The organism is Brevibacillus sp. FSL L8-0520, from assembly GCF_037963895.1.
Lineage (GTDB): Bacteria > Bacillota > Bacilli > Brevibacillales > Brevibacillaceae > Brevibacillus > Brevibacillus borstelensis.
Window position 1 is genome coordinate 252,981 of the sequence record NZ_CP150171.1, and the last position, 25,761, is coordinate 278,741.

Consider the following 25,761-nt stretch of genomic DNA (forward strand, 5'->3'; position numbering starts at 1 on the left):
ACAAACTGCCCTCTGAGATCCTAAGCCTTCCTGAACGCGAAAAACAGTTTGTCATGGTTTCCACTGTCATGGAAATGGAACGTAAGGCGGAACAAGCGAAAAAAATCCAGCGGAACACCGGGCGCCGAACAAGAGGAAGGAGGAGATAGCAAATGGCTTTAACCACTACGCTGGCGTTTCAAGAAAGGATGACCAAGCAACTCTCCTCGATTACAAAGTATCTGGGCAGTGTTCTTGACTCCTTGGATGAAGTAGAAGATGCTGCTTCGGATTTCGAGCAGGCACTGGACCATCTTGACCACATCCCGGTGGTTGACCTGTTCGATGCATTCTCTGATGTTCACGATGAAGCAGCCAAGGCGGCAAAAAAAGTGGACCTCGTTGAGGGTGCAGTTGATGCTGTTGACTCCAAAGAAATTAGCCGTCTAGAAAAGGCGCTTCGTGAGGCAGCGAAAGCAGGGGACGAAGCAGCAGAGTCGCTTGAATACGTCGACAAGGTTGCCGGGCACATGGAGGAAATTGGTGGTCTAATGGCTGCGGGAGGCGCCGTCGTGACAGCCGGACTTTCTGCTGCTGCTGTATCCGCATACGATATGGATCACTCTCTCGATCTTCTGCAGGCACGTGTCGGAGCTACAGACGCCGAAATGGTTTCTATGTCCAAGTCCGTAGAACAGCTTTTTACATCGGGATTGGTGGAAACACCACAGGAGGCCGCGGAGTCATTCGGGAGGTTTCGTGATTTATTAAAGGGAACCGATGATGATATTCGGAAAGTTGCTGAAGGCGCGGTATCTCTTGAAAAAATCTCGTTAGGGGACCTCGATCAAGACAGTATCGCTAAGGCACTTGATATGATGCAAAATCAATGGGGAACTGACGCAGTTAAGGGCCTCGATATGATTGCAAAAACATATGATGTTGCAAATGATAGGGCTGACGATCTACTTGATACCATATGGGAATACTCGCCGCAATTTAAAGAGGCTGGTATCAGTGCAGAGAAAATGATGGGGATGTTCGTGGCGGGTGCTGATAAGGCGTTTAATTTTGACAAACTCGGGGATGCCTTCAAAGAATCCTTTGGTATCCGCTTGAATAAGGCCTTAGATGAAAACGCATTGGGTGCACTTGAGGGAATATTCGGTAAGGATAAACTGTTCAAGATGCTCGATCAAATTAAAGCAGGCGGTAAAGAAGCGGAGCAGGCTATTATTGCGATAACAACTGGTATAGCATCAATTAAAGACCAAGGGTTACAGGACGACGTCTTATCCAAAGTGTTTGGCACACAATATGAAGATGTCGGTCGTGATGCATTAATGGCAATGCTTAATGCAGGCCCACTTGAGGATTTCGCTGGAAAGTCAGAAGTGATTGCCGACCAAGTGGCAAGTGATTGGCTGGCCATGGCTAATGAAATGCAGCTTGCCTTTAAACCAGTAGGGGACGCTGTCCTTGACATTGCCAAGCCTATCGTAAAACTTTTAGCAGACATTACAAAGGGCATCGGAGATTTTTCTAAGGAACATCCGTTAATAACTAAAATAGCAGTTGGATTTTTGATGGTTGTTGCAGCACTTGCATTGTTAGCTGCTCCACTTGTATTCCTTGCTGGAATATGGATGCCGGTACAAACTGGATTTGCAGCCATGTCCGCTGCCATGGGTGGGTTCGGAATAGCTTCACTTTCAGCTCTATGGCCGATCCTCTTGGTGATAGCCGCCGTAATCGCACTTATTGCTGCTGGCTGGTGGCTATACGAGAATTGGGATATGGTGAGTGCCTATCTGGTAGCCGCGTGGGAGTGGGTAAAGAACGCAGGAATAGCCGCTTGGGAAGGAATCTCAGCCTATCTCAATACCGTGATTGCTTTCTGGAAAGGCATCTTCACAGCCTTCACTCAGTTCATTACGGGAGACTGGTCAGGAGCGTGGGAGACGATCAAAACTACCTTCTTGAACGCATTCACCACAATCGACGGTTGGTTTGGCGGCTGGATCAGTGGCTTATTCGAGAGCGGACAGAAAATTATCACCACGATTGTGGATGGGATATTGTCTGTGAAGGATAAAGTTGCTGACGCACTCTCAAGCGTTTTTGAATGGGCGGATCAATTCTTGCCCCACTCGGACGCAGATTTAGGGCCATTCTCCCGACTCACAGACAGTGGTATGGCTATTCCGGAGACGATGGCGATCGGCGTTGAGGCATCTGGCGATTCGCTTGCTTCTGCTATGGAAAGTTCATTTAGCAAAGTTCCAAGTTATACACCTTCGCTCGCCAATACTGGAGTTGCGCAAGCTGCAGTTGGAGAGCAAAATGCTGGTTCAACATACGTTGATTTCCGACCAACAATTGCAGTCACTTTGCAGACAAACAGCATACAAAGCAAACAGGATGCGGATAATCTGGCCGAGCAGTTGGCAGAAATTCTTGCTGAAAAATTAGGACATGTCCTAGTTGGAACCGGAAATATTGCCCTTGAATAACCACAAGGTAAGGTCCAAAGAGGTATTTCTTGTAAAAAGGAGAATACCTCTTTGTTGATCTTTTTCAAGGGAGGTTACCGTTTTGGCAGCTATTGGCTTTCTAGGATTCATAGGAACCTTTATTTTTCTTGTACTTACCATTTTCTCGGCAGCAAGGGGGGATGGAAAAACTAAAAAACGATTCTATATAACTGTGGGTTTACTTACCGTAAGCGTAACGTCATTTGTTATTGCATCCACATCCGATACCGAGACAACGGTTCAGGTAAATACGACGCAGCAGAAGAGCGATAATAAACATGAAGAAGCACTTAAAACCATTGGCGTCGGATTTGCCCAATTCAAGCATCATTTCAACGAAGCAGGAAAAAATTTTAATTTTAATATTGATGATGATAATACGAAACTAGGAACCAAGACAGATTATATTGAGTCCATCCAAGTCAATATAACAGCTGAATATCAAATAACGATGGACATAGACAGAAAATCCGAAGGAATCACACATCTTGTCCTCAGTGGAAAGTCCAAGCAGAATGAAGAAGACATCGGCGTATTGATTCGCTTAATGGATTCAACAATTGCGGGGGTCGATAAATCACTGACTGAGGATGAACGAAAAAAGATTATAGGGCAATTGGGTTTTGAAACAAAAAATATGCAAGACATATGGTCATTAGATAAGAGTATTGTAAAAAATGGACTGGCATACTCTTTTATCTCATCAAAGGATGGAGAGGTAGCTTTGTCCATAGGAAAAGCAAAATAGTGAAGAAAACAAGTCATGACGCTCTTAAAAGGAAGAGCGTCTTTTCTATTGGGGGTAGGTGAGATGAAATCCAAACATCTTGAGTTCTGGTTGACCTGGAACAATAACGCTGAGAAGCTTCGCTTGCCTGTCCTGCCGCCAAAAATATCCGTGAAGATTGGTCACTCCTATACCGATATTGAGCTGGTCGCGGTAGGGGAAGCGACTATCATCGGTGATCCGCAGCTGGACGAGTATTCTTTCTCCACCATCTGGCCGGAAACGTACGACCCTGGGATTTGTGACTATGATGGATTCCCTTCCCCAGAAGAGTTTGTTGAAACGATCAAACGCTGGAAGAACTCAGGCTATCCGATCCGCTTTACAGTCACCGGCAGCTCTATTAACACTCCGGCCACCATACGAGACTTTTCCCACGAGTGGGATGGGTTTGATATAGAATTCAGTCTGACATTGAAGGAATACCGCTTTATTACGTTGGAAAGCACCAACGTGAATATCTCCTTCCAGACAGTGAACGGCGGGAAAATACGCCCCGATACTCGCTCAGCGAAAGTATCTTCCACAAAGGATAAAGAGAAAGAGAGCTTGGTTGACCAATACCTTTCCCGCGGGAAGCCAAAGCTGAAGAAGTGAGGTGTCCGCCATGCAGCCCAATTATCGATACGAGATTCGCATTCAAAAGCCCGGTAAAACGGCTCAACGAATTCCTTTCACCGAAGCCACATGGTCGGGCAGTCGGCAAGAAGCAAAGCGGACATTGGCGGTGAAAACAAATAGGGGACGGGATAAGTTTTGGCCGAAGATTGATGTTGAAGAAGGCGACTTAATGGAGCTGATCTCCTATTTTACTGGCTCGCCTCGCTCACTTTTTGCCGGGATGATTGTAGATCTCGGGAAAACATCGAAGGGTGATATCAATCCCGTTGCGTATGATCTTGGCTTTTACCTTCTGAATAATGACGTGGTGGAGGTCACAACAGGGGAAAGGTCCGATGCGCTGCTGACAAGGATGTTCCAGCAGGTGGGCATCCCAATCGGTCAAATCGGCCCGATGCCATACGTTGAGAAACAAGTCATCCGAAAAAGCCTTTGGGACGCGGTGGTGGACATCTTAAATCAGGTGTATCGCAGCAGCGGAATTCGCTACTGGTGCTGGCTTGAGCAAGGGAAAGTGTTCGTTGGAACCCAAAGAGGCCAGACAAAGCAGTGGAAGATCAGTCAGGGTACCAGCCTACTCGATGCGAGCCGCAAACGCTCCATCAGTGAAATGAGGACGGCGGTTAGGGTGGTAGGCAGCGACAACGAAAGCAGCTCGATCATGTATGAGCAGGTGGATCAGACCAACGCTAAGCGATACGGGAAAATGGTCAAAGTAATCGAGGTCCAGGATGAGAAAAAGGGGACAGCCTCGTCTCTTGCAAAGCAGGAATTGAGAAACCTGAACAAGGTAAAGGACGAAGCTTCCGTCAGCTCGCTGGGAATCGACGATATCATTGCCGGTACAAAGATCGAGGTGTTTGAGGAAATCACGCAGTTAAACGGGATTTACACTGTTTGGGGCGATAGCCATACGATTCGCCCAGGCTATCATGAGATGAAGTTACAGCTGCAGATGGAGGTGAGCCGTGCGTGAACGGGTTTCAAAAACTTGCCCATGTGCTTGGAGGGACGAATAAGTCAGATTTAAATTCAGTCCCAAAAGAAATGCGCCTTGAATTGGCTACCGTGCAGACCCCGCCCCCCAACCTGTCAATCCTTATCGATGGCATAAACAAACCATTCGGTAAGGATTTTCTTATGGTTGCAGAGCACCTTACAAGGCATTCGCGAATCGTCACCATCGTTCATGAGGAGCAGAAAGAGCGTGATTTGGGTGACAAGATGGAAAAGGACCTGCTGGATACGGATGACGATTCGCCATTACCTGAGCTCACAAAATTCTCCTACAGTTTTGTGGAGTTGAAATTTGAGGATGTCCTCAAAAAAGGGGACAGGGTTCTTGTTGCGTCAGTCGGTTCGCGTTATTACATCATCGATAGGGTGGTGCGACCATGAGTATTTTCCCTGAAATTATTGATCAGGTAGAACAACCACAAGCAACAGAAGAGCAGCAGCAACCCTCTCTGCGGACTTATTCATTTGACATTGAGCAGGGAGAATTTCTCCTACACCCGAATGGGAAACCGATCATCATCGATGGGGTAGAGGCTCTCCAACAAAATGCACAGAAGGCGTTGAGCACGGATCGCTACACCTACCCTATTTATACTTCCGCTTACGGCAATGAATTAAAGGAGCTGATCAGGGGCGAAGGTACTCGGGAATGGAAACAGGCAGAAGCAAAGCGCCTTGTTCGGGAAGCAGTGGAGTTTCTCTATGGTATCGATCGATGCGAGGGCTTCTCGTTTGAATGGATTGGAGCAGGCCTGAGAATAGGCTATTTTCTTGTCACAGATCAGGGGGCGATCCCGCAGGAGGTGATAGTCGAATGATAACAATTCCGACCGAAGATGAAATTTTTAACAGGCTTGTGGCAAAGTATCTGTCTATCGCTGGGCCTATGAATGTAGAGGAAGGGAGTATCCCACATGACTTTCTAAAACCTACCTCGATGGAACTTGCGGAGGCATACCGGTTTGTACTCGCGTTATACTACGCGCTTTGGGTGGAGTATGCGGAAGGTGAGAATCTTGACCTCGCGGTGAGTACACAGGGGATAGAGAGGAAGAAGGCTACAAAGGCTACCCTCCCTTCTCCGCAACTGAAACTCCAGGGGGCATCGACTGACATTATCAGAGCAGGCACTCGCTTTATGACAGAGGGAACAAACCCTCTATTTTTTGTTCTCCCGGAGGACGTCAGGCTGGATGGGTTGGGTAACGGGTTCGGACTGCTCATTGCTGAGGACGCCGGTCAGCAAGGTAATTTAAAGGCGGGAACAATTCTTCTCCCCGTGCAAACAGTAAACGGTTTGCAGTCGGTCGAGCTCCTCTCTGATTTGGAAGGTGGGGCAGATGAGGAATCGGATACAGAGTTACGGAGCCGATATTGGCAAAAGGTACGACGTCGGGCTACATCGGGCAACGCAGCACATTACATGGAGTGGGCTTTAGAGGTGCCGGGGGTAACTGCAGCACGGGTATTTGAGAACCTTGACGGCCCTAACACGGTACGCGTGGTGCTACTTGGTCAAAATGGTCTGCCGCCAGATGCCTCCATCGTAGAAGCAGCTAAGAAGCATATTCTTTCCCAACGACCACTCGGACCGGGTAATGATGGAATTTTTGTGGTTGCTGCCGTGGCCAAACCTTTCAATTTTTCCGCTAGTGTGAAGTTAGACAAAGGCTTTACCGTGGAAGAAATAGCGTCATCGTATAGCCTTGCAATAAACGATTATTTCTCCGATCTGCAGGAGTCGACAGATTCAGCAGACATGACGCGGACCATTATATGGACCAAATCGGGGGCCCTTCTGCACGGGATTAAAGGAGTATTGGATTACAACGGGTTGACGATCAATGGAGCAGCTGCCAATGCTACATTCGGCCCTGATGAAGTGCCGGTACTTGGGATGGTCACTCTTGAGGTGATGGCATGAGTCAGCGATTAATCAACCTTACCCCGCCGTACTACAAAAAGTCGAAGATCGCTAACGACATTCTAGGAGCAATCGAGTCAGAGTCGGATCGTTTCGTGGAGTTTGCGCTTGATGTGATCCGCCAAGGAAATCCACGTCTTGCCACTTGGGGGATTGGTCAGTGGGAAAAAGATATGAAACTCCCCGCCGTACCTAAGGAGACTACGATCGATCAACGTCGTGCGCGGGTACTATCACGCTTTGGGACACCTCCAGTTGTGACTCCACGGGAAATGGAAAGGCTGCTGTCTGAGTTTACGAGAAATCGAAACGCCAGGGTGGTTGAATACGGGCGAGAAAAGCGGTTTGCGGTTGAAATTGATATCGACAATGCGATTGATCTTGTGGGAATGGCTTCTGTTGCACAGGAGATGAAACCAAAGCATCTAACCTTTGAAGTAGCTCTCGGGGTGAAGGATGTCCTCACATTTCACGAGCAAGTGTTTATGACACAGAGGCGTTACCACAAACTGAACGAGCTTAGACTGGGGATGACCCTACTCAAATACGAAAACGAGGTGAAGGTCTGATGGACAGAGCATACATCGAACGTGCTGCAGGGGATCTACAGCGCCGGGTCTCGTCATTACGCGTGAATGATCAACTTGTCCAATTGAGCAGGGTTATCCAGAAGGGTGCAAGCGTTGAAGTGATTACGATTCCGATACAAGGAATGACCAAACTCACCTCACTGCAGTTGTTGGACGACCAAGGGGCACTTATCACGGAGCGAGAAGTTAACCTAGATGTAGTAGACGATCAGATCCTATCTTTCCGTTTCGAATTTGAAGTGAAGGGAGGCGCGATGTAATGGCATATCAAGCCAAACTGGATTGGAAACCTGACGATCAGGTAACGGAACGCGATGCCAACCGTTGGGAGAAGGGCATTGAGGACGCCCACATTAGTATAGAACAGCTCTCAGTAGACGTTTCGAATCTGCGAATTCGCATGACTACGCTGGAATCGATCCTGCCAGAAAACTTTCTGTATAACAAATTCGATGACGATCTTTCGACGGTCAATTCAATCCGTGTGATTCGTGGCTATTACAACGAATCGGCCAGCCGCTTGGAGGTGTAGGAAAAATGAGGAAACCTGCCAATAACGGCCATATGAGGAAGTGAGAAACAAGCGGTGAACTCTTGACTTGGGCACGCAAGACATTCCAATAGTTACAACCTAGCCAAGAAGATATTTGGCAAGTATCCCTACATCAAAGTGGAAGGAGAGATGAAATTTGGCGAACGGCGACTTAATTAAACTTGGTACGTTTTATTTGGCCGGAACAAAAAAAGCAAGACCGACAAAACCTTGGCGTAGTGACATGACACCACCGGGAGCGCCAAGTGTCGGTGATATCCCAAGTTTTTCTGCTGGTCAAACTATCGAAATCAGAGATACGGATGCTAGTGACGCTTATAAGATTCAGTGGCGAGAGGTAAATGACGGTGGTAAGAAATTACTTATCTCCGACCGTGTTTTGCTCGCTTCCGTTTCTTGGGGCGACCTCAACGCACAAGGTTTGGTTAGTGGAAAGACAATCACAATCGATGGACGGCAGTACAAGTTGCGTTTGCTTACGGGCGGTTCAAACTACAGAACGGGAACGGACGGTTACTCAGGTGGTACTCCGACAACCAACGAGTGGGACCGCATACTCGTCAACGAAGCTGGTTTCAGCGGTCTTCCAATACCTGCGGCCTCAGACCTGGACAGCATACAAAACTCGACCGACTTCAACAGTGTGCACAATCAATACTGGAACTGGTTTTACATGTACTCGTGGGCGCAGGAAGTCTATGCAGGGAACAGCGCCTTCCGCACTTTTCGCGGCAACCGTTCGGCTCGCTTCTGGAGCTACTACTACGACACGGATCGCTTCAACTATCTCGGGTGGCGCCCCGTCCTTGAAGTTCTGAACTCTGCCCCATCTGTGGCTCTGACAAACCCCGCTAATAATCAAACATTATCGGAAGGACAGGCAGTCTACACAGGCAACAACGATTTCACGATCCGCCTGATCGCAGACGACGCCGATCCGTCCGACGCGCTGGAGTACCAGGTTAAGCTGAACGGCGTGGTAAAAAAAGACTGGACTCCGATCACTCGCAATACACCCGTCGATTACACGTTCCTAAAAGCGGGCTACACGAAAGACCGTAACTCTTTCACGGTTACTGTCCGGGATTCGCAAGGCGGGCAGACCGTTTTCAATGGGTATCTGGACAAGGTGCAGGGCTTGCCGGTCAACGTTGTTTCTTCAGCATACCTCGTTTCGCGTATGTCACCGCCTGTTCGCTTGAATAATGGCTGGTTGGTTGCCTGCTTGATTGATAATGGAATTGCTATTAGCGGTGAGTCATGGATGCGTATGTACGTATCTAAAAACGACGGAAGGACATGGGAAGCTAAGGGGCGATGGGGATATACTACAGGATCATATACATTGCTTAATTCCCTTGTTACGAATGGGCAGTATGTGTACTTTGTTTTTGCTCCCACCGTAAACTCTACAATAAGATTGCAACGCTTCGACCCTGTGGCAAATACCTTTTTAGATAGTGCTGCTGTTGTTGTGCTTGATTCGATTGTCCAGACAACTATCAATTCAGTAACCCTTGCGATAACTCCAGACAAGACAAAACTCTGGTGGGCAGCCAGCACGAAAAACAGCACCTATCCGAACAGTTTCAACATCCGCACTGGTTCCATACCGATCAATGCGGACGGGACGTTAGGGACTCCGAGCGCGGTTAGGCAGGGGACGAGCTTAAACACCTCGACAGCGCATTACTATAATCCTACACTCTTAATACGAAACGGGAATCCTATAGTTATATGGGAATACTCGCAAAGCGGAGCTTACGGTTTTGGCGGACAATACTACCCGGGGTCGGGGACTTCATGGACAACCATTAATTTCACCGGAAGTAACTATACAGGTATTTATAAACTTTCATTTCCACAAACAAACCCGAGCGCTGCGGTAAGTGTGGATGGTGTAATTCATCTAGCTTGGCAAGGAGCGGACGGCGGCGATACGGTGACTCAGTGGATTCGATATACACGTTCGGCTGACGGCGGCGTAAGCTGGCTTACTGAACCAAAGAAACTCGTGAAAGGGACAAACGCCAGCGTTACGAGCGATAGGAACGGCAAGGTGTTCATCACCTACGAGGATGGCGGCTACATCAAGCGAATCGAGTCTACAGACGAATTTGCTACCTTCACAGGTCCGGTGATCGTCGAGCAAGGCTCTAATCCTACATCCCTGTATGACCCGATATTCTCGACACCCTTTTCCGTTCCGCCGACGATCTATCAGACGAGCTCTGCCGTCCGGTACTACGGCATCCTGAATCAGACGCCCACTGTTACTCTAACAACAAGTGATGGTCAGGTACTCACGGAAGGAGCAGTGTTTCGGGTTGAAGGCAGTGCATTAGATTTTGACGAATACAACAACGTGCTCATCAAATACCAAATTAATAACGGGCCAATACGGAACTTACAATCAGGCTTATCCGATGGGGTAACGCCTATTTCTTTTGCCCGGGGCCTTACCTACAAGAACAAGAGACTCTGGGATGGAGCCACGGATGTCACAGGAACTGATCTAGCGGAAAATGTGGATCATATTCTCAGGGTATGGGCAGAGGATGACCAGGGCGGAAAGAGCGCAGAGGTAACACGGAATTTCCGGGTAATACACAACCGACCTCCTGTAATCTCCGGATCCAACGAAGACCTAGGTACGATCATGGTCCCGCCAACGAAGACGTATACGGTCACGGAACCCGAGGCCAACCCTTTTACCGTCACAGAGAAAATCAACGGTACCGTGATCCGTTCATTCCCGGGCGTTGCTGGCCGTGATGAAACCGTTACGATCCCCCATGATTTGTGGATCAGGCTTGACCTGGACACGCCTCATACGTTGACTGTGGAGGCAACTGATAGTCAAGGCATGATGTCGACCAGGACCTTTATCTTCATCCGGACGGAGACACATATTGAGTTTCTGCTCAATTTTGACAACCCTGCTGTAGCCGCGCACTTTACCCCAGATGGAATGCCAAAGCGGGTACTCGTTACTCTGGAACGGTACCTACCACCTGGGGCATCAATTGAAAGCGTAAAAGTCTGCAACAATGCCCTTGACGCTGAACCGACCTGGGAGGATGCCACGGCAGCTGTAACGGCCGGCAGGGGTTATCTCTTCACCAACCAGACAAAAACGGCACAGGACTGGCGGATTGATATTTGGGTTGTCATCGCGAAGGGCACCGCCACTGAGCGAGTCAGACTGGACGGATTTGGAGGTGCGTTTGACTGATGAAGTTCCAAAACGTAAAGGATATCAGCAAAATTCGTGATGCCGAAAAGGAAACTCCAGAAGCGAAGATTGTGAGACTGGAAGCGGAAAACGCTGCACTGAAGGCAGAAAATGAAGCGCTAAGAGCAGATAGCCTCATGACCATGGAGGCAGTTGCAGAACTTTATGAGATGATTGTTGTTTTGCAATCAGGAGGAACACCATCATGAATGAAAAAATCATTGAACTTTACTACACCTTGGTAAAAAACGACCGGAGAGAGATAGAAAACGTACCTGAGAATATAAGGGGAGATGTACAGGCCCTATTGGATGCTGATGAAAATGTTGATTAGGTTATTATATTGGCTTATCACCTGGAAAGGAGGTGACACCATTATGGCTCTCGTCGATCTGTATGTTTGTTTGATCATCAATGACCGCCGAACCATAGACCAGGTTCCTTCAACAATAAAAGAAGATGTAATAGCAGAGCTTGCTGCCCTGGGTTTTGGAACCGATGGCAAGCCTCTAGCAGCGTAACGCCTCTCTCATCAGAGAAAAGGCGTTTTTTCATGCAGCACGACAGGAGCTCGCCCCGAACCGATCGGGGCTATTTTTCTGCCCCGAAGGGAGAGAGAGCACATGAAAGAATCAATCATATCTGGTGCAGCTGGCGCTTTTTTTGTTTCAGCTTTTCAGTTTTTTTACGGTGAAGGGCCAATTCGGTATTTAGCCCTTGTGTTGTACCTGTTGTTGATCGCGATGGACTGGGCAGCCGGTTACCGGGCTTCTAAGATCGATGGTTCTTACGCATCTGAATACGGAATCAACGGGGCCTTTCGGACAGCGTTTCTGCTCTTTATGCCCGCAGTAGGACATTTGATCGATAGTCTGCTCGGTACGCCCGGCATCGCGTTTATTTTTCTCACTGCCGCATTCGGCTTGCACATTTGGAAAAGCATGACGGCCAATGTTGTTCGGGCAGGCTGGGAGAAATGGGTGCCGGAGTGGGCACTAATAGCAGTGTCAGATGAAATCGAGCACAAGCTGGCACGCGCAATCAAACGTAGGCAGGAAAAAGAAAAATATTTGGACGGTGATAAGTCATGAAGATAGCGATAGATGCAGGACACGGGCCAGACACTCCCGGAAAGAGAACGCCGGACGACAGCATGCGGGAATTCCACTTCAACAGCGTCGTTGCCCGTTACGTCCGGGACGGATTGAAGCAATACGAAGGTGTAGAAGTCCTTTTCACCCACACCGACGACGGCAGCCGGGATGTGCCGTTGAAGGAACGCACAGACAAGGCAAATACTTGGAAGGCAGATGTATTCGTCTCCATCCACGCAAACGCCTTCGGCAACAACTGGAACGACGCTAACGGCATCGAGACGTTTGTCTATGCCTCGCGGCCTGCTGCAGCCGTGAAGCTGGCTGATGCCGTGCAGCGGGCAATTATCCGAGCCACAGGTCGCCACGATCGCGGGGTAAAGGCGGGCGACCTGCACGTTTTGCGCGAAACGAAAATGACGGCCATCCTGATTGAATGTGGGTTTATGACCAATCGGGAAGAGGCGGAGCTGCTCAAGGGCGACGAATATCGCCGGAAGTGTGCGGCAGCAATCGTCCAGGCCATTGCCGAGGTATACGGCTTAAAGAAGGCAGGAGCGGCCCCGTCAGCATCAGGCACACCCATAGCCGGACAAGCCCAGGCTACCGTCGAGCAGGCCCAGGAGTGGGCACGGCAGAGGAAAGCAGCTCAGGCGTTCATCGATCTGGCACCCGTGTATTGGCGGATCGGAGCTGAGCTAGGAATCCGTCCAGAAGTCAGCTACGCCCAAGCGGCGAAAGAGACAAGCTTCGGTCGGTTCGGCGGGGTACTATCCCGCGATTTCCATAACTGGTGCGGCCTGAAGACAACCAAGGGCGGCAGCAATACCGATCCCCTTGCACACGCTCGTTTCCCCAGCGACGAGGTTGGAGTCCTAGCACACCTACAGCACCTAGCCCTGTATGCCGGGGTGGAGGTAAAAGGCGAGATCGTCGACCCGAGACACTTCCCGTCAGTACGCGGGACAGCCAAGACAGTAGAATCACTCGGCGGGAAGTGGGCGCCAGCTGCGGAATATGGAAAGGAGATCGTAGACCTTCTGACCGGATTGTTTGCCACAAAAATATCCACACCACCTGATAAGTCTGTGGAAAAAGTAGCAATTGAGATCAATGGTGTCCGGCTCTCAGCTCAAGGATATCTTCGAAACGGTGTTTCTGTACTGCCGATTCGCTCTGTCTCGGAAGCTCTCGGGGTTACTCCGGAATGGGTGCCAGAGACAAAGCAGGTGCGAGTGAACGGAAAGGACCTAACGGCGACAATAGAAGCTGGCGTTGCCTATGCTCCAGCTCGAGAACTTGCTGTTGCCCTCGGCCTACAGGTGGAGTGGGATGGACCTACTAAAACCGTATTGCTGAAGAATCAGTGTGTTTGCAAAAACTAAAAAGCTGGGTATAGGAGCGACGAGGAAATATAAATCAAGCCCTCCTTCGGAGAAATCCGGGGGAGGATTTTTACTGTCAATTTAGACGGATCGGTAAGTCGGTATCTGTTTGTTATGTTAGCGGGTAAATACACAAGGTGGGGGAGGCTTGATTGAAGCTAAATGAGGCTAAAAGTTGTTAAAAAGTCACTTAGTACACCTAATAAAAGTAATAGCCATAGAACCTTCAAATGACTGGAATATAAATCAGAGTATTATGGTAGAGACAATACATCCATATTTTGCTATAATGTGTGTATAAAATACACAGATTTAAGATAAGTGGTCATGGTAAGTAGGGGGATAAGGATGTCCAAGCGAGATGATGATTCAATAAATCGCGCAAATGTTTATCCGGAAGACGAGCCTACTATTTTCGCGCATTTATGGGTAAGGTTTGTTTATACCGTAGTAGCTTGGTTCATACTAGGATTGGGGATCAATGCGGGGTTCTTTACGTCATTGATACTTTTTTTTACACCGTTAGCATTGGATTACTTGAAATTTAGACCAGACACAAAACCAAGATTATATATGAGACGAGTTGGTCTCGCTACTTGTGGTTTTTGGGCGGTGTTTGGGTTTATATCAATGACAGGTGTTTTTACCATCGTTCCAGAAGGTGAGAATCTAATGGTGATGGTTGCAAAGAACTTTGTGGTTTTCTCTGGTGAAACTTTTCCTGTAAAGATCATATGGTGTATTGTAGGGGTCAATGTATTTCTGACAGGGATTGATCCGTTTATTTACGAAAGCAAAATGGAGCAGCTCGTTATGGCCAGAAAAGAAACTGGATTGGAGGGATAATAATGAACGCGATGGTTACACTAAGGGAGATACTACCTATTGTTATACTTGTCGCTTATTCTTCCTTGTCAGTTGGTGCAATGATAAAATTGTACCATTATGGCGTTCGGGGTGCGTTATTGTTTTTTGCGTTTTTACTTCCTGTTGCCTTCACACTCATTAGTGTAGCCACAATCAAGGAAGTGGCCAAAGCGAAAGATTTACGCGGTCACAAAAAGTTTAGATTTTATATGTGGTGTTTAAAAGAGTCGCCTTGGCTAATGCCAATATTTGTTGCGATTATTGGAAAGTATCTCTCTGGCAAAAACTTTTTATTAAATACAAAGATTGATTTCAAAGATGTTTTTTACGACAATCACTTTAGAATAAAGATGTCATAGGATAGTCGAACCTATTATAAATTGAGAGTACTCCACTAAAAAGTGGGGTACTTTTTATATTTTCAGTTGTTATATAAGAAACAATTAAGCCGTTTCCAATTCAGCAAGGGATGGGAAACGGCATTCTCACTATGCTACCTACCTACTCAGTTTATAAAGCATATACTGATTTAAACTTACCCCCTCGAGCTCCGCCTGTATTGCAAGCTGCCGGTGTAATGACTTCGGCATGCGTAGGTTGATCTTACCGCTATATTCCCCCTGAGGTTCTGGAATCGGATCACCATGCTCCAGTTTGACTTCAAGCCAGCCACGCTTTGCTTCTTCCAGGTTAGTCAAGAGTTCCTCAACTGTTTCTCCGTGTGAATGGCAGCCATCCAACTCCAGATATGTGCCGTAATAGTAACGACCAGATTCATCGTCCATCGGTTTAATCACAAGTGTGTAGGGTAAACTAAGGTAATGATTCAGGTCTTTGTTTGCCATAATTTTTGGCCGGGGTTATCATAAGGGTGTGGAGAGGGGAGGCAGCTACCTCCCAATTCTCTCCAGTACGTCTTTCACGTACACCGCCTTGATGGGATTGTGTTTTGGTATCGTGATAACGTCTCCGTTCTTGTTTCGGAAATGATGGTGTGAGCCGACTACTCGAACCATTATGTATCCGTGGTATTCAAGGACTTTGGCGATTTCACTGAACCGAATCCCGTTGGGGCGGTTTTTCATCTTTTCGATGATTTTATCTACCCCTGCCATACTAACCTCCTTTCATCTCTATGGTACCATATTTAGTACTATATGTAAATCAGATTGGCGGGAAAATCTCCATAATACGTAACTCAAACTTGAATACAGAACAATTGTTCGCATATAATACAAACAAACGTTCCTATTCGGAGGCGAACAGAATGAAAAAGGAGCTGCAAAGAGCCATAGGACAGCAGCAACACATTGAAATTATTTATCTTGGAAGCGAAGGCAAGGCCACCAAGCGAACTATACGGCCGCTGCAGATTGCCGGAGATCGTCTGAAAGCGTACTGCCTGACACGGCGGGCACCAAGGGTCTTTGCCATTGGCAACATCCTTGCTGTTCAGCCGGTGGTGATCCAGCATGCTGCAGGATATTGAGCGGAAGGTTCTTCGAATCATCTACAACTACTCAACGATTCGTCGACGGCCACCTACCATCGATGTGATTTCCGTCAAGACTGGCCGAGATCGCGGTGGAGTAATGACTGTTTTGGAAGTTTTGGCCCGCGAGAAATATATCGAATGGAACCGATCAAATCCTGATCACATGGTCGTGATCGAGGGTTGGGAGCGAAAGGATGAAGTCAGATGGCGAGGAAGGTAGACAACCTATTTGGAGCAAGTCGTTTCGTTTTGCCTGAACACAAGGAACTGTATCTTCAGATCAAAGAGGATGAGAAATTATGCCCCATGCCGATTCTTGAACAGGATGAATTGGAGTCAATTCAGTACATCATCATGGATTCTGCCCGGTGCGACTATGCGATCACCGTAACGTGGTGGGAATCAGTGAAAGACGAGTTGGGCAAAGGTTGCAGCATGTGGGGGATTGTAAAGTGGATCGATACAAGCGCTCGGCGAATAAAGCTAGTCAATGATTCAAATGTCCAATGGATTCCCATGGATAGAATTTTTGGCGTCCAGGCATAAAATCTATCGTCCCAGCATACGCTCTAGTGTAGCGCGTAGGCGCAAGCGAGCGTTAGGCAAAAGTATGGCCTCCATCCTGAACGGGTAGGGGGCCTTGTTTTTGTTAAGCACCGTGTAACGACGCTCTGCTGACTGGTGTGCTGCTTACCGGTGTGTTACGCTGCACACTCGGGGGCGGCGTCATCTTTGCCATAAAAACAACATGTTGCTCTTCGCCAATACGCAAAGCATTTAGCGCGTGATATTTCGGCATCTTCACATAGTCTTCAACATTGTACGGAGCCAGTTCCTCGGCCAGCTCGCGAAACGTCTTTTTGCTCGCCCGGTACAGCGTGTAGTGCGGCCCGGCGCTGCGGATGATCTCGGCGAGGTCCGAGGGGATTTGCTCCCAACTGTGGAACATCCAGACGTACCCGACGCGCCACTTACGAGATTCCACAGCGGCTGACTTCCATGCGCGGGCGGAGCGGAGGAACTGGTGCGGCTCGTCGAACACAACAAAGAACGGGAACTGCTTCTCTTCCGGACGGAGTGTCATAGCCAGATCGATCTTGACGGACAGTAGGTTCACGATCAGATCGACTCCCTCGGGCCCAAGCGCGGTCTTTGGCACGTCAAAAATGACCGCATGCGGTTCTGACATGAGCGCGACCATGTCCAGGGAGTTGTCGGAATCGAAGCACTCCGCTAGGAACTCGTCACCTAGTATGGTATCCAACCGGTTTAAGATAGGGCCAAGTATTTGCCCACGCTTGCCATCGGACATCTCTCCGAAGTCGCAGAGGGTGGAGCGATGGATGCCCGCTGGCATCTTCTCAACGCACTCTTTGCGATATTCAGCGTCCTCAAATATACGTATAATCTCAGCCAACTTTGGCGTCTGCATCGCCATTATGGCGGCGCGCAGGTATCGGGCCGTTTGGGCCCCGGCCTCGTCGGTCGCCGAATTAAAAAAGCTGATCACGCTGTTTGCCAGTCGGTTTCGAGCCCGCGGTGAATACATGACCTCACAGAAGTCCAAGGCGATCGGCACGGTGCCGTCAATCCGAATCCGCTTTACCTTCTCGGGAGGCAGCACTGCCTGGACCTCGTTTCCGATTTCTCCCTTGGCCGGATCGATGGCCAATGCACCGAATCCATTCTTTACGGACTCAACGATTAGATTCGCTCCATAACCCCTGGTCTTGCCAGAACTCATCCCGCCGATGACGACCCGGGGTAGGCATAGCTCGTCGTGGTTGATGGTCGGGAAAAATACTGGTGTTTCCGCCCCTTTGTGTGTGACCGTTCCTAGACGCATCCCGCCGCTGGTGATCTCCGCCGGCACTCCGGTTTCCTGTATCTTCACACTGTCCAGGTGGTAGCGATCTTGCAGCGGGCGGGTAGGGAGAAGCAACAATCGAGATAACTCCGGGATGCTGAGATAGTCGCGCTGCAACCTTACGCCCATGGTACGACCAGCCATTTTGCGCCAGGTGCGCTCTGGATCCGTCTCGGTTGCGATCAGGTGATTGTCGCCGTCGAGCTCCCGGAAGGCCATGGTGACCATGCGCAGGATAGCTCGGGCCCGGGCTTTATCTGGGCATACTACGCCGATCCGCACTGATACGTCAAAGGCATCGCCGCGTGTCTTGTTTAAGGTTTCTGTCCGCAGCTTGCCGTCCCGGAGAATTGCAGCCCGTTCCCCGCCGTCAATATCGATGGGCTGTGGCTCCTCTCCGGTTATCAGCTCCGTCACCACGTCGATTGCAGTCAGGACAGTTTTTGTCGCCACCTTGAGAGCGGTCTTGGCAATCGTCCGCTTGTTCAAGGCGAACTTCTGCGGCATTTGACCAGATTTGAACTGTTCATAAGCGGCAGCTGCTGACTGGTACCAGTCCTTTTCCGCTGGTACGGCCAGCGTCTGCACATACACAGCGTCGCTGTCGTCAAGTGCGTTCAACGTCTCAAGCAGGGAGGAGAGCAGGCTGATTTCCCGCCGATCGACGCGTAGAGCGAACAGATAATGATAGTTAAGCTCTAGTGTTGCTGTGGCATCTGGAAGGGCAGTAAGGGGGTCGGAATTCTCCGTGATCGTGACGTTTGGCCAGGTAGATTCTATAGCTTTTCGAGCCAATGCCGCGGAGTCCCGGGGAACAGTCACGGTAAAGGATGTAACACCAGGCTTCAGCACCGTTTCAAAGGCCAGAAAGTGTTGCCGATCGATACCGCGCCCGTTCCAGCGCTCCAGCGGCGATCGGTACACACACAGGGTTTGAGCCAGCTGCTCGACGTGTCCGTTGTCAAGGCGAGAGTCCGGCGTAATACGGAGGTGGACTACTTCGCCATCATGGCTTTGCCCACACTCACCAGGATCTGCATGATCGCCGGAGCGAATTGCAGGCCGATGTACCCGACTGACGCCCACTTGAGCATTGCCAGACCCTTTGACCGTTGCCCCACCATTATCAGGAGGAAGCTGCCGCAGATCATCAGAAACGCTACCGGGTACGACACGCCCTGCACTAGCTCGATCAATGGATTGAACGCGCTGACGATCCGGTCGGCGATCCCCGCCGCGCTGGCTGGCTCCAAACGTAACACGTATGCTGCTGTTGCTCCGGCCAGGAGAGCGTTGATCTTCCGCTTTTGTCGCGGTGTCAGCACGCTCTCCGTTTGCGCGAAAAAATCTCTCCATGGCACCACCTCATACCGTTGACGTTTGACTTTTGGCAGCGATACCGTCAAAAACACCGTTTACCTCCCCTTTCTGATGGGCATACTGTTCGCAAAAGGAGGTCGATCGTATGCCGCTGCTTGTATATGCCGGTTACGCTCTGGGCGCAGCTGGAACCGGAATCCTGATCGTAAAAGTGCTGACTGACCTTGGTGTGATTCCGCCAGGTGGGTTTTGACTACCGTCCCCCGGGGCGGTTTTCTTTTTGCGCACGTTGCGCCTGCAGGGATAGTACCGTATGCTTTAGCCGGTCTTTGACCCACTTGCTAAAGTTGATCGATCTGGCGTACTCCCAGCATGCACGTTCCAATGGGTCGTCAATGTTGAAAGCGATCTGCTTGCGCTCAGTTGCCATGCATCACACCTCCCACTGTTTTGGTCTACTCGGCAACGCTATGGTGAAGAGCGCTCCGGCCTGGTGTGTTACTATCCGATGCGGCAGGGATTGTCCAATATCACTACTTTTTTAGTGGTTTTGGTCTGTGATTTTGAATATTTGTCCAAACTGGTAATTGAGGTGATTACATGCCAGGATGGGGATTGGGCAAGAAGCGGAGCAAACTTGGTTCTTGGATGGATCAGAACGGAATATCACAAGTTTGGTTAAGAAAAGAAACCGGCTTGAGCCAAGAGACAGTTAGAAGACTGGTAAATGAAGATCGAGGCCATCACTCAACCACAATGAAAAAGGTACTTGCTGCACTACGGAAAAAGGATCCGAACCTAAAACAGGAGGATTTCTGGCCAATGTGAAAAGCCCCCTCTCAGTCGAGAAGGGGCATTTTGATGTTATCATGTAAGTTCATACGGCAATGAACTAAGTCCCTCCGCGATCCAATCCGCCGAGAACATTCACAACTCTGTGACTTCCCTCAACTATGACACAAAAGGCGAAAACGTTCAGTTCAAGATGCAAAACGGCAACTCCTACTCAAGTCGATAATCTACTCCTATCGATTATGCTCCAACTACAAGTTTTTTTAATCATATTGGTCATGGTAGGGAGTCTGTGCGCTTTTTTATGGGGGAGCGATCCCCAGGGTCAGTTGAAGCAATCCCACAAGGAAAGGGTGTACAAGGCGGCGACCGTCAGCTTTCATTAGCCGAGTCTTATGATGGGCAGCGTTGGTCGTTGCCGGAGAAAACATGCTGAAATTGAAGGTTTTTCTCATCTGCCTGGCTGTTATGCTGATCCTTTTCTCCGCTATTGGGGCATACGAGATGTATGCCATGGAACGAGCCATTGCCCGCAGCATTTACGCGGACGCCTTTGATGACATGCAGGATATTGGCTATCTGGAGCCGCAACTGGCTGATTATTATGTTCAAAGGATGCGAGACTTGGGGTGGGACGTCTCTGGGGACGCCTTCTCCGGGAGTCATCCGCGGATGGAAGGCATACGGGCCCGAAAGGAACGAAACGAAATGGTCACCCTCTCGCTTTCTGTTTATCCATCACGTCTTTCTCAGTGGATGAATCGGTTTGTGGAGGGGGAGAAGGCCTTTACGTTTACCGGAAGCCGTCCTTCCGAGTATTTTGACCCGGGGTGGTAACTATGAACAAAATCCTTGCAATCCTGGGACTGATGGTACTGGTACTGCCGCTGACCGTCCACGTATTAATGACAGGTCCCGATAATCTGTTGGCTGTGAGTATGCAGTTTTTCGAAAAGCTTCTGCATAATGTGACAAGGTTCGGTACCGAGTGATGGGACAAGTCATCACAGTATTTTTGCAGGTGATGGTGCTGCTATTGGTTCCGATGGGCATTTTGCAGGTCCACACAGTGGTTCAAACGCATAACGAATTACTGGAGGTAAGCGCCGCCGCAACAAAATACATCAGTAATCACGGAGGCCGAGGGGATGCGGAGGTATTGGGGAAAGTCCGTGCCTTTATGTCACAGGAACTCGCAGAAAAATCGTTAACCCTTTCAGAAGAGGAATTGATCATCCACATTCAGCGGAGTCGGGCAGCAGACCCTGTTCTGTGGAGCCACGAAGACGAATTTGTCCTTCAGGCAGAGCTTCCGTTTCCTCTCTTTGTATCTTGGCTTCCCGGCGAGAAAACGATGAGAGTTGTGCGGCATGGGACGGTGAACATGATGGACTATGATTTGTAGTCACTCTGTACACTTCAGAGCTTTACGGCGTTTGATCGTGGTCGCTGATCGTTTCACTGAATGAAACATCGACCAATAGATTGTTTGGTGATGCTAGATCTGCGGCGTATTTTGCATACGATTCCGGAGGGATATGTACGGGAATAAACATATTGTCCATTTCGGCGCTGCTGTTCTTTCTATTAATAGGTGTATTTGTGGTCGATGCCGATCTGGCGATGCAGAAAAAAACGGAAGTCAAAATGTTGTTGGAACTGTCCAATCATCACGCCACTTTTGCGATAAATCCGGTTTTGAAGACCGAAGGCGTCATTGACTTACTAGAAAAAGAAGCGTTAGATCGGTTCGACAGGCGCATGCTGGAAAACGGCGGATATCGTCGGGAAGGCAACAAGTATCTTCCGTCCGGGCACAGCGTTACGACGGATTCATTGTCATTTGTACGGCATTACATCGATTTTGTATCATGGCGAAACGACCACCAGCTATTTCTCCGTTTCAATGGATCGGACTTCTCGCTCGACAGGGTTGTTACAGGAGCCAGAAGGCCAGCGGGAGGACTCCTGCAAATCACGGTAATGACGGAAAAAGGAGAAGAGCTCCGGCTGGCCCCAAAAACGATGGTAGGCCCCTCTCATATCGTCGTTGCCTATGTGAATGAACGCCCTTTTGTTCCCGTGCTGCCAGCACATGCTTTTCCGGTGGTCAGCGTAGAGGAGGTCAAATGGTGAAAAAAGAGTTGGCGAGAGAGAGCATTTCCTGATCCAAATCATATAGAGCTGGCTCCATTTTAGCGACTGCAAAACAAATGCGGTCGCTTTGTTTTTTCATCCGAGGTTTTTATCTGACCAATCCAACTACGAAGTACCCAACACCAAAATCCCCAGTCTGAGGTCCCCCTTCACAAGGTATTCAGCACGAAGACCCAGCCACGAAGTACCCAGCTACAAATGCTTCCAACCACGAAGTACCCAGCTACGAAATACTCAGTCACGAAGTACCTAGTCACGAAGTATCCAGCAACGAAGCATCCAGCACGAAGCACCCAGTCACAGAGTACCTAGCCAGGGTCCCAGCCCAAGATCCCGTCTTCGTCCCGCTACGAATCTATATCCTTTCCATATACCATAACAAGGAAATCGATACTTTTGAGAATGGGGCCTCTGTGTTAGCATAACGTCATAGTATCGCTGTCATGATGTATGGCTGATTGCGGAGGCGGTGTTCATGCTCGTTAAAAAGAAAGAAGCTGCCGTAACCCTTTTGTCCTCGGTGCAGTGGCTTTTTTTTATTTTTGCCAACACAGTTGTCGTGCCCATAACGGTCGGAGCGGCGTTTCAGCTTTCTGCGGAAGCGATTGAGGCGACGATCCGGTGCTCTTTTTTATTCACCGGCATCGCCTGCATTCTGCAAGGGTGGATCGGACATCGCTATCCGATCCTGGAGAGCCATTCCGGCCTGATGTGGGGACTCATCCTCAATATGGGTCTGTCCGCATCGGCGCTTGGAATGGATATACATGCGGTCGGGGGAGGAATCGCGACGGGGATTTTGCTGGCAGGTGCCACGATCATCCTGCTGGCTGTATTCAACCTCCTTCCGCTCGTACAAAAAATCATTACACCCATGGTGATGAGTGTCTATCTCTTCCTGTTGACCTTTCAGCTCATTTTTATTTTTTTCAAAGGAATGTTTATCACAACCGCGCAGGGCACCGTGGACATTCCAGTCGCGCTGTTCTCCATCGGGGTCGTCGTTTTCGTGAGTGTCTTGAAGATCAAAGGCAAAAAAGGATTGGGCAATTTTTCGATACTCATCGGCATGGTTGTCGGTTGGGCTCTCTATCGGATGCTGTTTCCGTCCGATCTTCCGACTCCGAGCAATGCGGACGTTACTTTCCGCATGTTCCCCTTCGGCTTTCCCAATCTGGAGTACGGAATCATTGCTGTCTCATTTTTTGCGGGACTGCTGAATCTGACCAATACGTTTGTTTCCATACAAGCTGCTGCCGACATTTACAAGGAGCAGGCGGACAATCGTCAATACAGGCGATCTACTCTCGTTACGGGCATTTTTGCTTTGATTTCGGCTATTTTTGGCTTGGTGCCGTATACTCCTTTTACGTCTTCCATCGGATTTCTGCAAAGCACCCAGCTGCTGAACCGAAAGCCGTTCATTATTAGCGGAATCATGTTCGCGTTTCTCGGGGTTATCCCGCCACTCAGCGCTTTTCTCGGAACGATGCCTCTGACCGTGGGCAATGCGGTCTTATTGGTTGCTTACCTTCAATTGTTCGGGACAGCGCTGCATACCATCAAAGGTACGATTTTTACGTCGGAGACGATCTTTCGGATTGCCGCTCCGGTGTTGATTGGCGTCAGTATCATGAATGTTCAGCCAGCCTTTTTCGGCAGCCTGCCTGTTTTGCTTCAGCCCGTCATCTCCAATGGTCTGATCATGGGCGTGTTTTTATCCATCCTGATGGAAAAGCTGGTCGACTGGGACAAATTGCTCGCCAAAATCGAAGTCAAACAAGAAGCAGGCCGCTCGTAAGCGGCTTCAGGCTGTCGAGAAACCCCACAATATGTTGGAGTTTCTTCTTTCATAACAATAAAATTGAGCACGAAGTGCTGGAAGTCTTAGATAGCACCACACCTAACATGCCTTTGCAAGGTGGAGTGCTATCTTTTTTATATTTTGAACGGTTGCTGTCAGCAACGCTTGCTCTTGGACATTTTCACGTCCGCGCAACCTACAATAGCGAAGTCCATGCAGTTCTTTGGCATCTGCAAAACTTCGCTCTATCGTTTGGTATCTCAACCTGTATAGGTATTTTCCTGACTTACTTAAGCGGTTCTGTCGAACCCATTCTTTACTCTCTTCCCATACATGCCTGGTTATCACCTTTTGGTGATTTTTTGACCGTGTACACATAGTGAGCATCGGACATGCCTTACATATTTCTTTATTTGACTTATACATTCTGTATCCGTTACGGTCAGTTGTCGAATAAGCAAGCTCATGTTTTTGGGGGCAAATATAGACATTCTTTTCGGGATCATATTTAAACCGCCATTTGGCGATAAGGCCTTTAACAGGTGAAAAAGCTCGATGGCCAATGACGGCAAAGATATTTAGATCGTGCAGAGCCTTGCAGATTGGAGTAGTTAAATAGCCAGCATCCAATGCAACGGCTTCAATGGTATCTGTAAACCCAAACTTCTCAATTTGGTGTTGTAGCCGATCTACATAAGGAACAGAATCATGAACGTTACCCGCAGTCACGTGTACATCAGTTATGATATTGTACTTATGATCGACTGTCCGATGATCGAGATAGAAAAAGCCTTCAGGCTTTCCGTCACGAACCATGTAACCACTGTCCGGATCAGTAGTACTCACCTTGATTTCCTTTTCTTCCTTCACATCCTCTCTAGGCTTCAATCCTTTTTTCCGTGTGCTTCACGGTCTTCATTAATGGCTGCTTCTAAATCACTAAGGTAGGCTCGACTAGATTTTTCAATAACATGCTTCTTAAATTTACGTTTGTTCGCATTTGCTTTCAGATGAGTGGAATCACTTATCAAAACACGTCCGCCAACCATGCGATGTTGGATAGCAAGGCGAACGATTTCATCAAAAATCTCTTGGAAAACATTTGTGTTTTTAAAACGAGTTCGACGATTCCAACTGATGGTAGTGTGGTCTGGAACTCGATCTGTTAGTGAAAGGCCAAGAAACCAGCGGTAAGCAATATTCGTCTGAATTTCCTTTTCGAGTTGTCTTTCTGACCGGATACCGTAAAGGTATCCAATGAAAATCATTTTAAATAAAACCACCGGATCAATGGCTGGTCTACCGTTATCTTCACAATAGTATTGGCGTACTTTTTCTCGGATGAAAGAGAAGTCTACATGCTTTTGAATAACTCGTAGCAAATGGTCCTCCGGGACCAACTCATCAAGGCATACAAATTCATATTGCATTTGTTGCTTTTTTTCATTAGAGGAAAGCACAATAATCACCCGCCAGTAAATGTAATTACAAGAATATTATAACACATTAACGCGGTGTCGTCATAAAATACAGGGAAATAAAAATGGCTGTCGACTTTCTCGACAGCCTGAGGCCGCTCGTAAGCGGCTTTTCTTTTTTTACAGCCCGGACTGAAGGGACCGAAATAGACAGTCTGTAGGAGCGAATAACCAAGAGCGAGGATTATAAACAGTCTGTAGGAGCGAATAACCAAGAGCGAGGATTATAAACAGTCTGTAGGAGCGAATAACCAAGACCGAG

32 protein-coding genes are annotated in these 25,761 nt (G+C 48.7%); 26 read left to right on the plus strand and 6 right to left on the minus strand.

Features of this window, described 5'->3' with window-relative positions:
- Nucleotides 1–152: 152 nt before the first annotated feature.
- From NSQ24_RS01465 to NSQ24_RS01550, 18 genes are all read left to right on the plus strand, one after another.
- Nucleotides 153–2,492, plus strand: coding sequence for a phage tail tape measure protein (locus tag NSQ24_RS01465; RefSeq protein ID WP_339167092.1), 2,340 nt, complete (start codon nucleotides 153–155; stop codon nucleotides 2,490–2,492).
- An 82-nt stretch (nucleotides 2,493–2,574) separates the two neighbouring features.
- Nucleotides 2,575–3,261 (plus strand): hypothetical protein, encoded by a 687-nt coding sequence (locus NSQ24_RS01470; protein ID WP_339167094.1) that lies wholly within the window; start codon nucleotides 2,575–2,577, stop codon nucleotides 3,259–3,261.
- Between the two features lie 63 nt (nucleotides 3,262–3,324).
- Nucleotides 3,325–3,897 (plus strand): hypothetical protein, encoded by a 573-nt coding sequence (locus NSQ24_RS01475; RefSeq protein WP_221843165.1) that lies wholly within the window; start codon nucleotides 3,325–3,327, stop codon nucleotides 3,895–3,897.
- A gap of 10 nt (nucleotides 3,898–3,907) precedes the next feature.
- Entirely contained in the window at nucleotides 3,908–4,897 is a 990-nt protein-coding gene (locus NSQ24_RS01480; RefSeq protein ID WP_339167097.1) for a hypothetical protein, read from the plus strand.
- Nucleotides 4,894–5,319: a DUF2577 domain-containing protein gene (locus NSQ24_RS01485; protein ID WP_339167099.1), complete on the plus strand. Its 426-nt coding sequence runs from the start codon at nucleotides 4,894–4,896 to the stop codon at nucleotides 5,317–5,319. Before NSQ24_RS01480 ends, NSQ24_RS01485 begins: the two co-directional genes overlap by 4 nt.
- Nucleotides 5,316–5,756 carry a DUF2634 domain-containing protein gene (locus tag NSQ24_RS01490; protein WP_339167101.1) on the plus strand — a complete coding sequence of 147 codons (441 nt, stop codon included), beginning with the start codon at nucleotides 5,316–5,318 and terminating at the stop codon, nucleotides 5,754–5,756. The genes NSQ24_RS01485 and NSQ24_RS01490 overlap by 4 nt, the downstream gene beginning before the upstream one ends.
- Nucleotides 5,753–6,862 carry a baseplate J/gp47 family protein gene (locus tag NSQ24_RS01495; protein WP_339167103.1) on the plus strand — a complete coding sequence of 370 codons (1,110 nt, stop codon included), beginning with the start codon at nucleotides 5,753–5,755 and terminating at the stop codon, nucleotides 6,860–6,862. Before NSQ24_RS01490 ends, NSQ24_RS01495 begins: the two co-directional genes overlap by 4 nt.
- Nucleotides 6,859–7,431: a putative phage tail protein gene (locus tag NSQ24_RS01500; protein WP_339167104.1), complete on the plus strand. Its 573-nt coding sequence runs from the start codon at nucleotides 6,859–6,861 to the stop codon at nucleotides 7,429–7,431. Before NSQ24_RS01495 ends, NSQ24_RS01500 begins: the two co-directional genes overlap by 4 nt.
- Entirely contained in the window at nucleotides 7,431–7,712 is a 282-nt protein-coding gene (locus tag NSQ24_RS01505) for a hypothetical protein (protein ID WP_339167106.1), read from the plus strand. Before NSQ24_RS01500 ends, NSQ24_RS01505 begins: the two co-directional genes overlap by 1 nt.
- Nucleotides 7,712–7,984 (plus strand): hypothetical protein, encoded by a 273-nt coding sequence (locus tag NSQ24_RS01510; protein ID WP_339167107.1) that lies wholly within the window; start codon nucleotides 7,712–7,714, stop codon nucleotides 7,982–7,984. Before NSQ24_RS01505 ends, NSQ24_RS01510 begins: the two co-directional genes overlap by 1 nt.
- A gap of 157 nt (nucleotides 7,985–8,141) precedes the next feature.
- Complete coding sequence (locus NSQ24_RS01515; protein WP_339167109.1) at nucleotides 8,142–11,240, plus strand: hypothetical protein; 3,099 nt, start codon at nucleotides 8,142–8,144, stop codon at nucleotides 11,238–11,240.
- On the plus strand, nucleotides 11,240–11,449 hold the full coding sequence (locus NSQ24_RS01520) for a hypothetical protein (protein ID WP_122957700.1): 210 nt from the start codon (nucleotides 11,240–11,242) through the stop codon (nucleotides 11,447–11,449). Before NSQ24_RS01515 ends, NSQ24_RS01520 begins: the two co-directional genes overlap by 1 nt.
- A complete protein-coding gene (locus tag NSQ24_RS01525) occupies nucleotides 11,446–11,574 on the plus strand; it encodes a CD1375 family protein (protein ID WP_255320374.1) in 129 nt (42 codons plus the stop codon). The genes NSQ24_RS01520 and NSQ24_RS01525 overlap by 4 nt, the downstream gene beginning before the upstream one ends.
- Nucleotides 11,575–11,617: 43 nt before the next feature.
- Complete coding sequence (locus tag NSQ24_RS01530) at nucleotides 11,618–11,761, plus strand: CD1375 family protein (RefSeq protein WP_170208406.1); 144 nt, start codon at nucleotides 11,618–11,620, stop codon at nucleotides 11,759–11,761.
- Between the two features lie 102 nt (nucleotides 11,762–11,863).
- The gene (locus tag NSQ24_RS01535) at nucleotides 11,864–12,331 is read left to right on the plus strand and encodes a phage holin family protein (RefSeq protein WP_339167112.1); all 468 of its coding nucleotides are present in this window, start codon (nucleotides 11,864–11,866) and stop codon (nucleotides 12,329–12,331) included.
- Nucleotides 12,328–13,719 carry an N-acetylmuramoyl-L-alanine amidase gene (locus NSQ24_RS01540; protein WP_339167114.1) on the plus strand — a complete coding sequence of 464 codons (1,392 nt, stop codon included), beginning with the start codon at nucleotides 12,328–12,330 and terminating at the stop codon, nucleotides 13,717–13,719. Before NSQ24_RS01535 ends, NSQ24_RS01540 begins: the two co-directional genes overlap by 4 nt.
- 348 nt (nucleotides 13,720–14,067) lie before the next feature.
- On the plus strand, nucleotides 14,068–14,565 hold the full coding sequence (locus tag NSQ24_RS01545; protein ID WP_339167115.1) for a hypothetical protein: 498 nt from the start codon (nucleotides 14,068–14,070) through the stop codon (nucleotides 14,563–14,565).
- Nucleotides 14,566–14,567: 2 nt separating this feature from the next.
- A complete protein-coding gene (locus NSQ24_RS01550) occupies nucleotides 14,568–14,945 on the plus strand; it encodes a hypothetical protein (RefSeq protein WP_339167117.1) in 378 nt (125 codons plus the stop codon).
- Nucleotides 14,946–15,083: 138 nt separating this feature from the next.
- Here the strand turns inward: NSQ24_RS01550 and NSQ24_RS01555 are convergent, their stop codons facing one another.
- Together NSQ24_RS01555 and NSQ24_RS01560 are read right to left on the minus strand one after the other, a co-directional pair.
- Nucleotides 15,084–15,431, minus strand: coding sequence for a toxin-antitoxin system HicB family antitoxin (locus tag NSQ24_RS01555; RefSeq protein WP_339167119.1), 348 nt, complete (start codon nucleotides 15,429–15,431; stop codon nucleotides 15,084–15,086).
- Nucleotides 15,432–15,476: 45 nt separating this feature from the next.
- Entirely contained in the window at nucleotides 15,477–15,701 is a 225-nt protein-coding gene (locus tag NSQ24_RS01560; protein WP_339167121.1) for a type II toxin-antitoxin system HicA family toxin, read from the minus strand.
- A gap of 152 nt (nucleotides 15,702–15,853) precedes the next feature.
- Between NSQ24_RS01560 and NSQ24_RS01565 the strand changes: the two genes are divergently transcribed.
- The 3 genes from NSQ24_RS01565 to NSQ24_RS01575 are packed head-to-tail and all read left to right on the plus strand — an operon-like array spanning nucleotide 15,854 to nucleotide 16,627.
- A complete protein-coding gene (locus NSQ24_RS01565; RefSeq protein ID WP_339167123.1) occupies nucleotides 15,854–16,075 on the plus strand; it encodes a WYL domain-containing protein in 222 nt (73 codons plus the stop codon).
- A complete protein-coding gene (locus NSQ24_RS01570) occupies nucleotides 16,059–16,301 on the plus strand; it encodes a hypothetical protein (protein WP_339167124.1) in 243 nt (80 codons plus the stop codon). Before NSQ24_RS01565 ends, NSQ24_RS01570 begins: the two co-directional genes overlap by 17 nt.
- Entirely contained in the window at nucleotides 16,286–16,627 is a 342-nt protein-coding gene (locus tag NSQ24_RS01575) for a YolD-like family protein (protein ID WP_339167125.1), read from the plus strand. The genes NSQ24_RS01570 and NSQ24_RS01575 overlap by 16 nt, the downstream gene beginning before the upstream one ends.
- Before the next feature lie 103 nt (nucleotides 16,628–16,730).
- Here NSQ24_RS01575 and NSQ24_RS01580 read toward each other — a convergent pair whose 3' ends face one another.
- The 3 genes from NSQ24_RS01580 to NSQ24_RS01590 all read right to left on the minus strand — a co-directional run bounded on the left by NSQ24_RS01580 (nucleotide 16,731) and on the right by NSQ24_RS01590 (nucleotide 19,698).
- Nucleotides 16,731–18,743 carry an ATP-binding protein gene (locus tag NSQ24_RS01580; RefSeq protein WP_339167126.1) on the minus strand — a complete coding sequence of 671 codons (2,013 nt, stop codon included), beginning with the start codon at nucleotides 18,741–18,743 and terminating at the stop codon, nucleotides 16,731–16,733.
- 200 nt (nucleotides 18,744–18,943) lie between these two features.
- Complete coding sequence (locus NSQ24_RS01585; RefSeq protein ID WP_339167127.1) at nucleotides 18,944–19,360, minus strand: TrbC/VirB2 family protein; 417 nt, start codon at nucleotides 19,358–19,360, stop codon at nucleotides 18,944–18,946.
- Between the two features lie 161 nt (nucleotides 19,361–19,521).
- Complete coding sequence (locus NSQ24_RS01590) at nucleotides 19,522–19,698, minus strand: hypothetical protein (protein WP_339167129.1); 177 nt, start codon at nucleotides 19,696–19,698, stop codon at nucleotides 19,522–19,524.
- Between the two features lie 791 nt (nucleotides 19,699–20,489).
- On the opposite strand from NSQ24_RS01590, the gene NSQ24_RS01595 reads away from it, so the two are divergent.
- The 5 genes from NSQ24_RS01595 (at nucleotide 20,490) to NSQ24_RS01615 (ending at nucleotide 24,018) form a co-directional block, all read left to right on the plus strand.
- Nucleotides 20,490–20,897 (plus strand): hypothetical protein, encoded by a 408-nt coding sequence (locus NSQ24_RS01595; protein ID WP_024984074.1) that lies wholly within the window; start codon nucleotides 20,490–20,492, stop codon nucleotides 20,895–20,897.
- Nucleotides 20,898–20,899: 2 nt separating this feature from the next.
- Nucleotides 20,900–21,052, plus strand: coding sequence for a hypothetical protein (locus NSQ24_RS01600; RefSeq protein ID WP_003390325.1), 153 nt, complete (start codon nucleotides 20,900–20,902; stop codon nucleotides 21,050–21,052).
- Nucleotides 21,052–21,465, plus strand: coding sequence for a hypothetical protein (locus NSQ24_RS01605; protein WP_003390326.1), 414 nt, complete (start codon nucleotides 21,052–21,054; stop codon nucleotides 21,463–21,465). The genes NSQ24_RS01600 and NSQ24_RS01605 overlap by 1 nt, the downstream gene beginning before the upstream one ends.
- 152 nt (nucleotides 21,466–21,617) lie before the next feature.
- Nucleotides 21,618–22,196 (plus strand): hypothetical protein, encoded by a 579-nt coding sequence (locus NSQ24_RS01610; RefSeq protein ID WP_003390327.1) that lies wholly within the window; start codon nucleotides 21,618–21,620, stop codon nucleotides 22,194–22,196.
- A gap of 496 nt (nucleotides 22,197–22,692) precedes the next feature.
- Nucleotides 22,693–24,018, plus strand: coding sequence for a uracil/xanthine transporter (locus NSQ24_RS01615; RefSeq protein ID WP_024984077.1), 1,326 nt, complete (start codon nucleotides 22,693–22,695; stop codon nucleotides 24,016–24,018).
- A 102-nt stretch (nucleotides 24,019–24,120) separates the two neighbouring features.
- On the opposite strand, the gene NSQ24_RS01620 is transcribed toward NSQ24_RS01615, so the two are convergent.
- Nucleotides 24,121–25,451, minus strand: a protein-coding gene (locus NSQ24_RS01620) for an IS1182 family transposase (RefSeq protein WP_122958896.1) whose coding sequence is annotated in 2 segments (ribosomal slippage) — nucleotides 24,121–24,911 and nucleotides 24,911–25,451 — 1,332 coding nt in all. Because the reading frame shifts where the segments join, the coding sequence is not laid out codon by codon here.
- Nucleotides 25,452–25,761: the final 310 nt, after the last annotated feature.

Excerpts from the sequence above, each read along its gene's own strand:
- NSQ24_RS01525 (WP_255320374.1), top strand. The coding sequence starts at position 11,446 with ATGAATGAAAAAATCATTGAACTTTACTACACCTTGGTAAAAAACGAC.
- NSQ24_RS01510 (WP_339167107.1), top strand. The coding sequence starts at position 7,712 with ATGGCATATCAAGCCAAACTGGATTGGAAACCTGACGATCAGGTAACG.
- NSQ24_RS01495 (WP_339167103.1), top strand. The coding sequence starts at position 5,753 with ATGATAACAATTCCGACCGAAGATGAAATTTTTAACAGGCTTGTGGCA.
- NSQ24_RS01595 (WP_024984074.1), top strand. The coding sequence starts at position 20,490 with ATGCTGAAATTGAAGGTTTTTCTCATCTGCCTGGCTGTTATGCTGATC.
- NSQ24_RS01475 (WP_221843165.1), top strand. The coding sequence starts at position 3,325 with ATGAAATCCAAACATCTTGAGTTCTGGTTGACCTGGAACAATAACGCT.
- NSQ24_RS01500 (WP_339167104.1), top strand. The coding sequence starts at position 6,859 with ATGAGTCAGCGATTAATCAACCTTACCCCGCCGTACTACAAAAAGTCG.
- NSQ24_RS01545 (WP_339167115.1), top strand. The coding sequence starts at position 14,068 with ATGTCCAAGCGAGATGATGATTCAATAAATCGCGCAAATGTTTATCCG.
- NSQ24_RS01530 (WP_170208406.1), top strand. The coding sequence starts at position 11,618 with ATGGCTCTCGTCGATCTGTATGTTTGTTTGATCATCAATGACCGCCGA.
- NSQ24_RS01575 (WP_339167125.1), top strand. The coding sequence starts at position 16,286 with ATGGCGAGGAAGGTAGACAACCTATTTGGAGCAAGTCGTTTCGTTTTG.
- NSQ24_RS01540 (WP_339167114.1), top strand. The coding sequence starts at position 12,328 with ATGAAGATAGCGATAGATGCAGGACACGGGCCAGACACTCCCGGAAAG.
- NSQ24_RS01550 (WP_339167117.1), top strand. The coding sequence starts at position 14,568 with ATGAACGCGATGGTTACACTAAGGGAGATACTACCTATTGTTATACTT.
- NSQ24_RS01480 (WP_339167097.1), top strand. The coding sequence starts at position 3,908 with ATGCAGCCCAATTATCGATACGAGATTCGCATTCAAAAGCCCGGTAAA.
- NSQ24_RS01505 (WP_339167106.1), top strand. The coding sequence starts at position 7,431 with ATGGACAGAGCATACATCGAACGTGCTGCAGGGGATCTACAGCGCCGG.
- NSQ24_RS01590 (WP_339167129.1), bottom strand. The coding sequence starts at position 19,698 with ATGGCAACTGAGCGCAAGCAGATCGCTTTCAACATTGACGACCCATTG.
- NSQ24_RS01520 (WP_122957700.1), top strand. The coding sequence starts at position 11,240 with ATGAAGTTCCAAAACGTAAAGGATATCAGCAAAATTCGTGATGCCGAA.
- NSQ24_RS01615 (WP_024984077.1), top strand. The coding sequence starts at position 22,693 with ATGCTCGTTAAAAAGAAAGAAGCTGCCGTAACCCTTTTGTCCTCGGTG.
- NSQ24_RS01555 (WP_339167119.1), bottom strand. The coding sequence starts at position 15,431 with ATGGCAAACAAAGACCTGAATCATTACCTTAGTTTACCCTACACACTT.
- NSQ24_RS01465 (WP_339167092.1), top strand. The coding sequence starts at position 153 with ATGGCTTTAACCACTACGCTGGCGTTTCAAGAAAGGATGACCAAGCAA.
- NSQ24_RS01565 (WP_339167123.1), top strand. The coding sequence starts at position 15,854 with ATGAAAAAGGAGCTGCAAAGAGCCATAGGACAGCAGCAACACATTGAA.
- NSQ24_RS01600 (WP_003390325.1), top strand. The coding sequence starts at position 20,900 with ATGAACAAAATCCTTGCAATCCTGGGACTGATGGTACTGGTACTGCCG.
- NSQ24_RS01605 (WP_003390326.1), top strand. The coding sequence starts at position 21,052 with ATGGGACAAGTCATCACAGTATTTTTGCAGGTGATGGTGCTGCTATTG.
- NSQ24_RS01570 (WP_339167124.1), top strand. The coding sequence starts at position 16,059 with ATGCTGCAGGATATTGAGCGGAAGGTTCTTCGAATCATCTACAACTAC.
- NSQ24_RS01535 (WP_339167112.1), top strand. The coding sequence starts at position 11,864 with ATGAAAGAATCAATCATATCTGGTGCAGCTGGCGCTTTTTTTGTTTCA.
- NSQ24_RS01490 (WP_339167101.1), top strand. The coding sequence starts at position 5,316 with ATGAGTATTTTCCCTGAAATTATTGATCAGGTAGAACAACCACAAGCA.
- NSQ24_RS01560 (WP_339167121.1), bottom strand. The coding sequence starts at position 15,701 with ATGGCAGGGGTAGATAAAATCATCGAAAAGATGAAAAACCGCCCCAAC.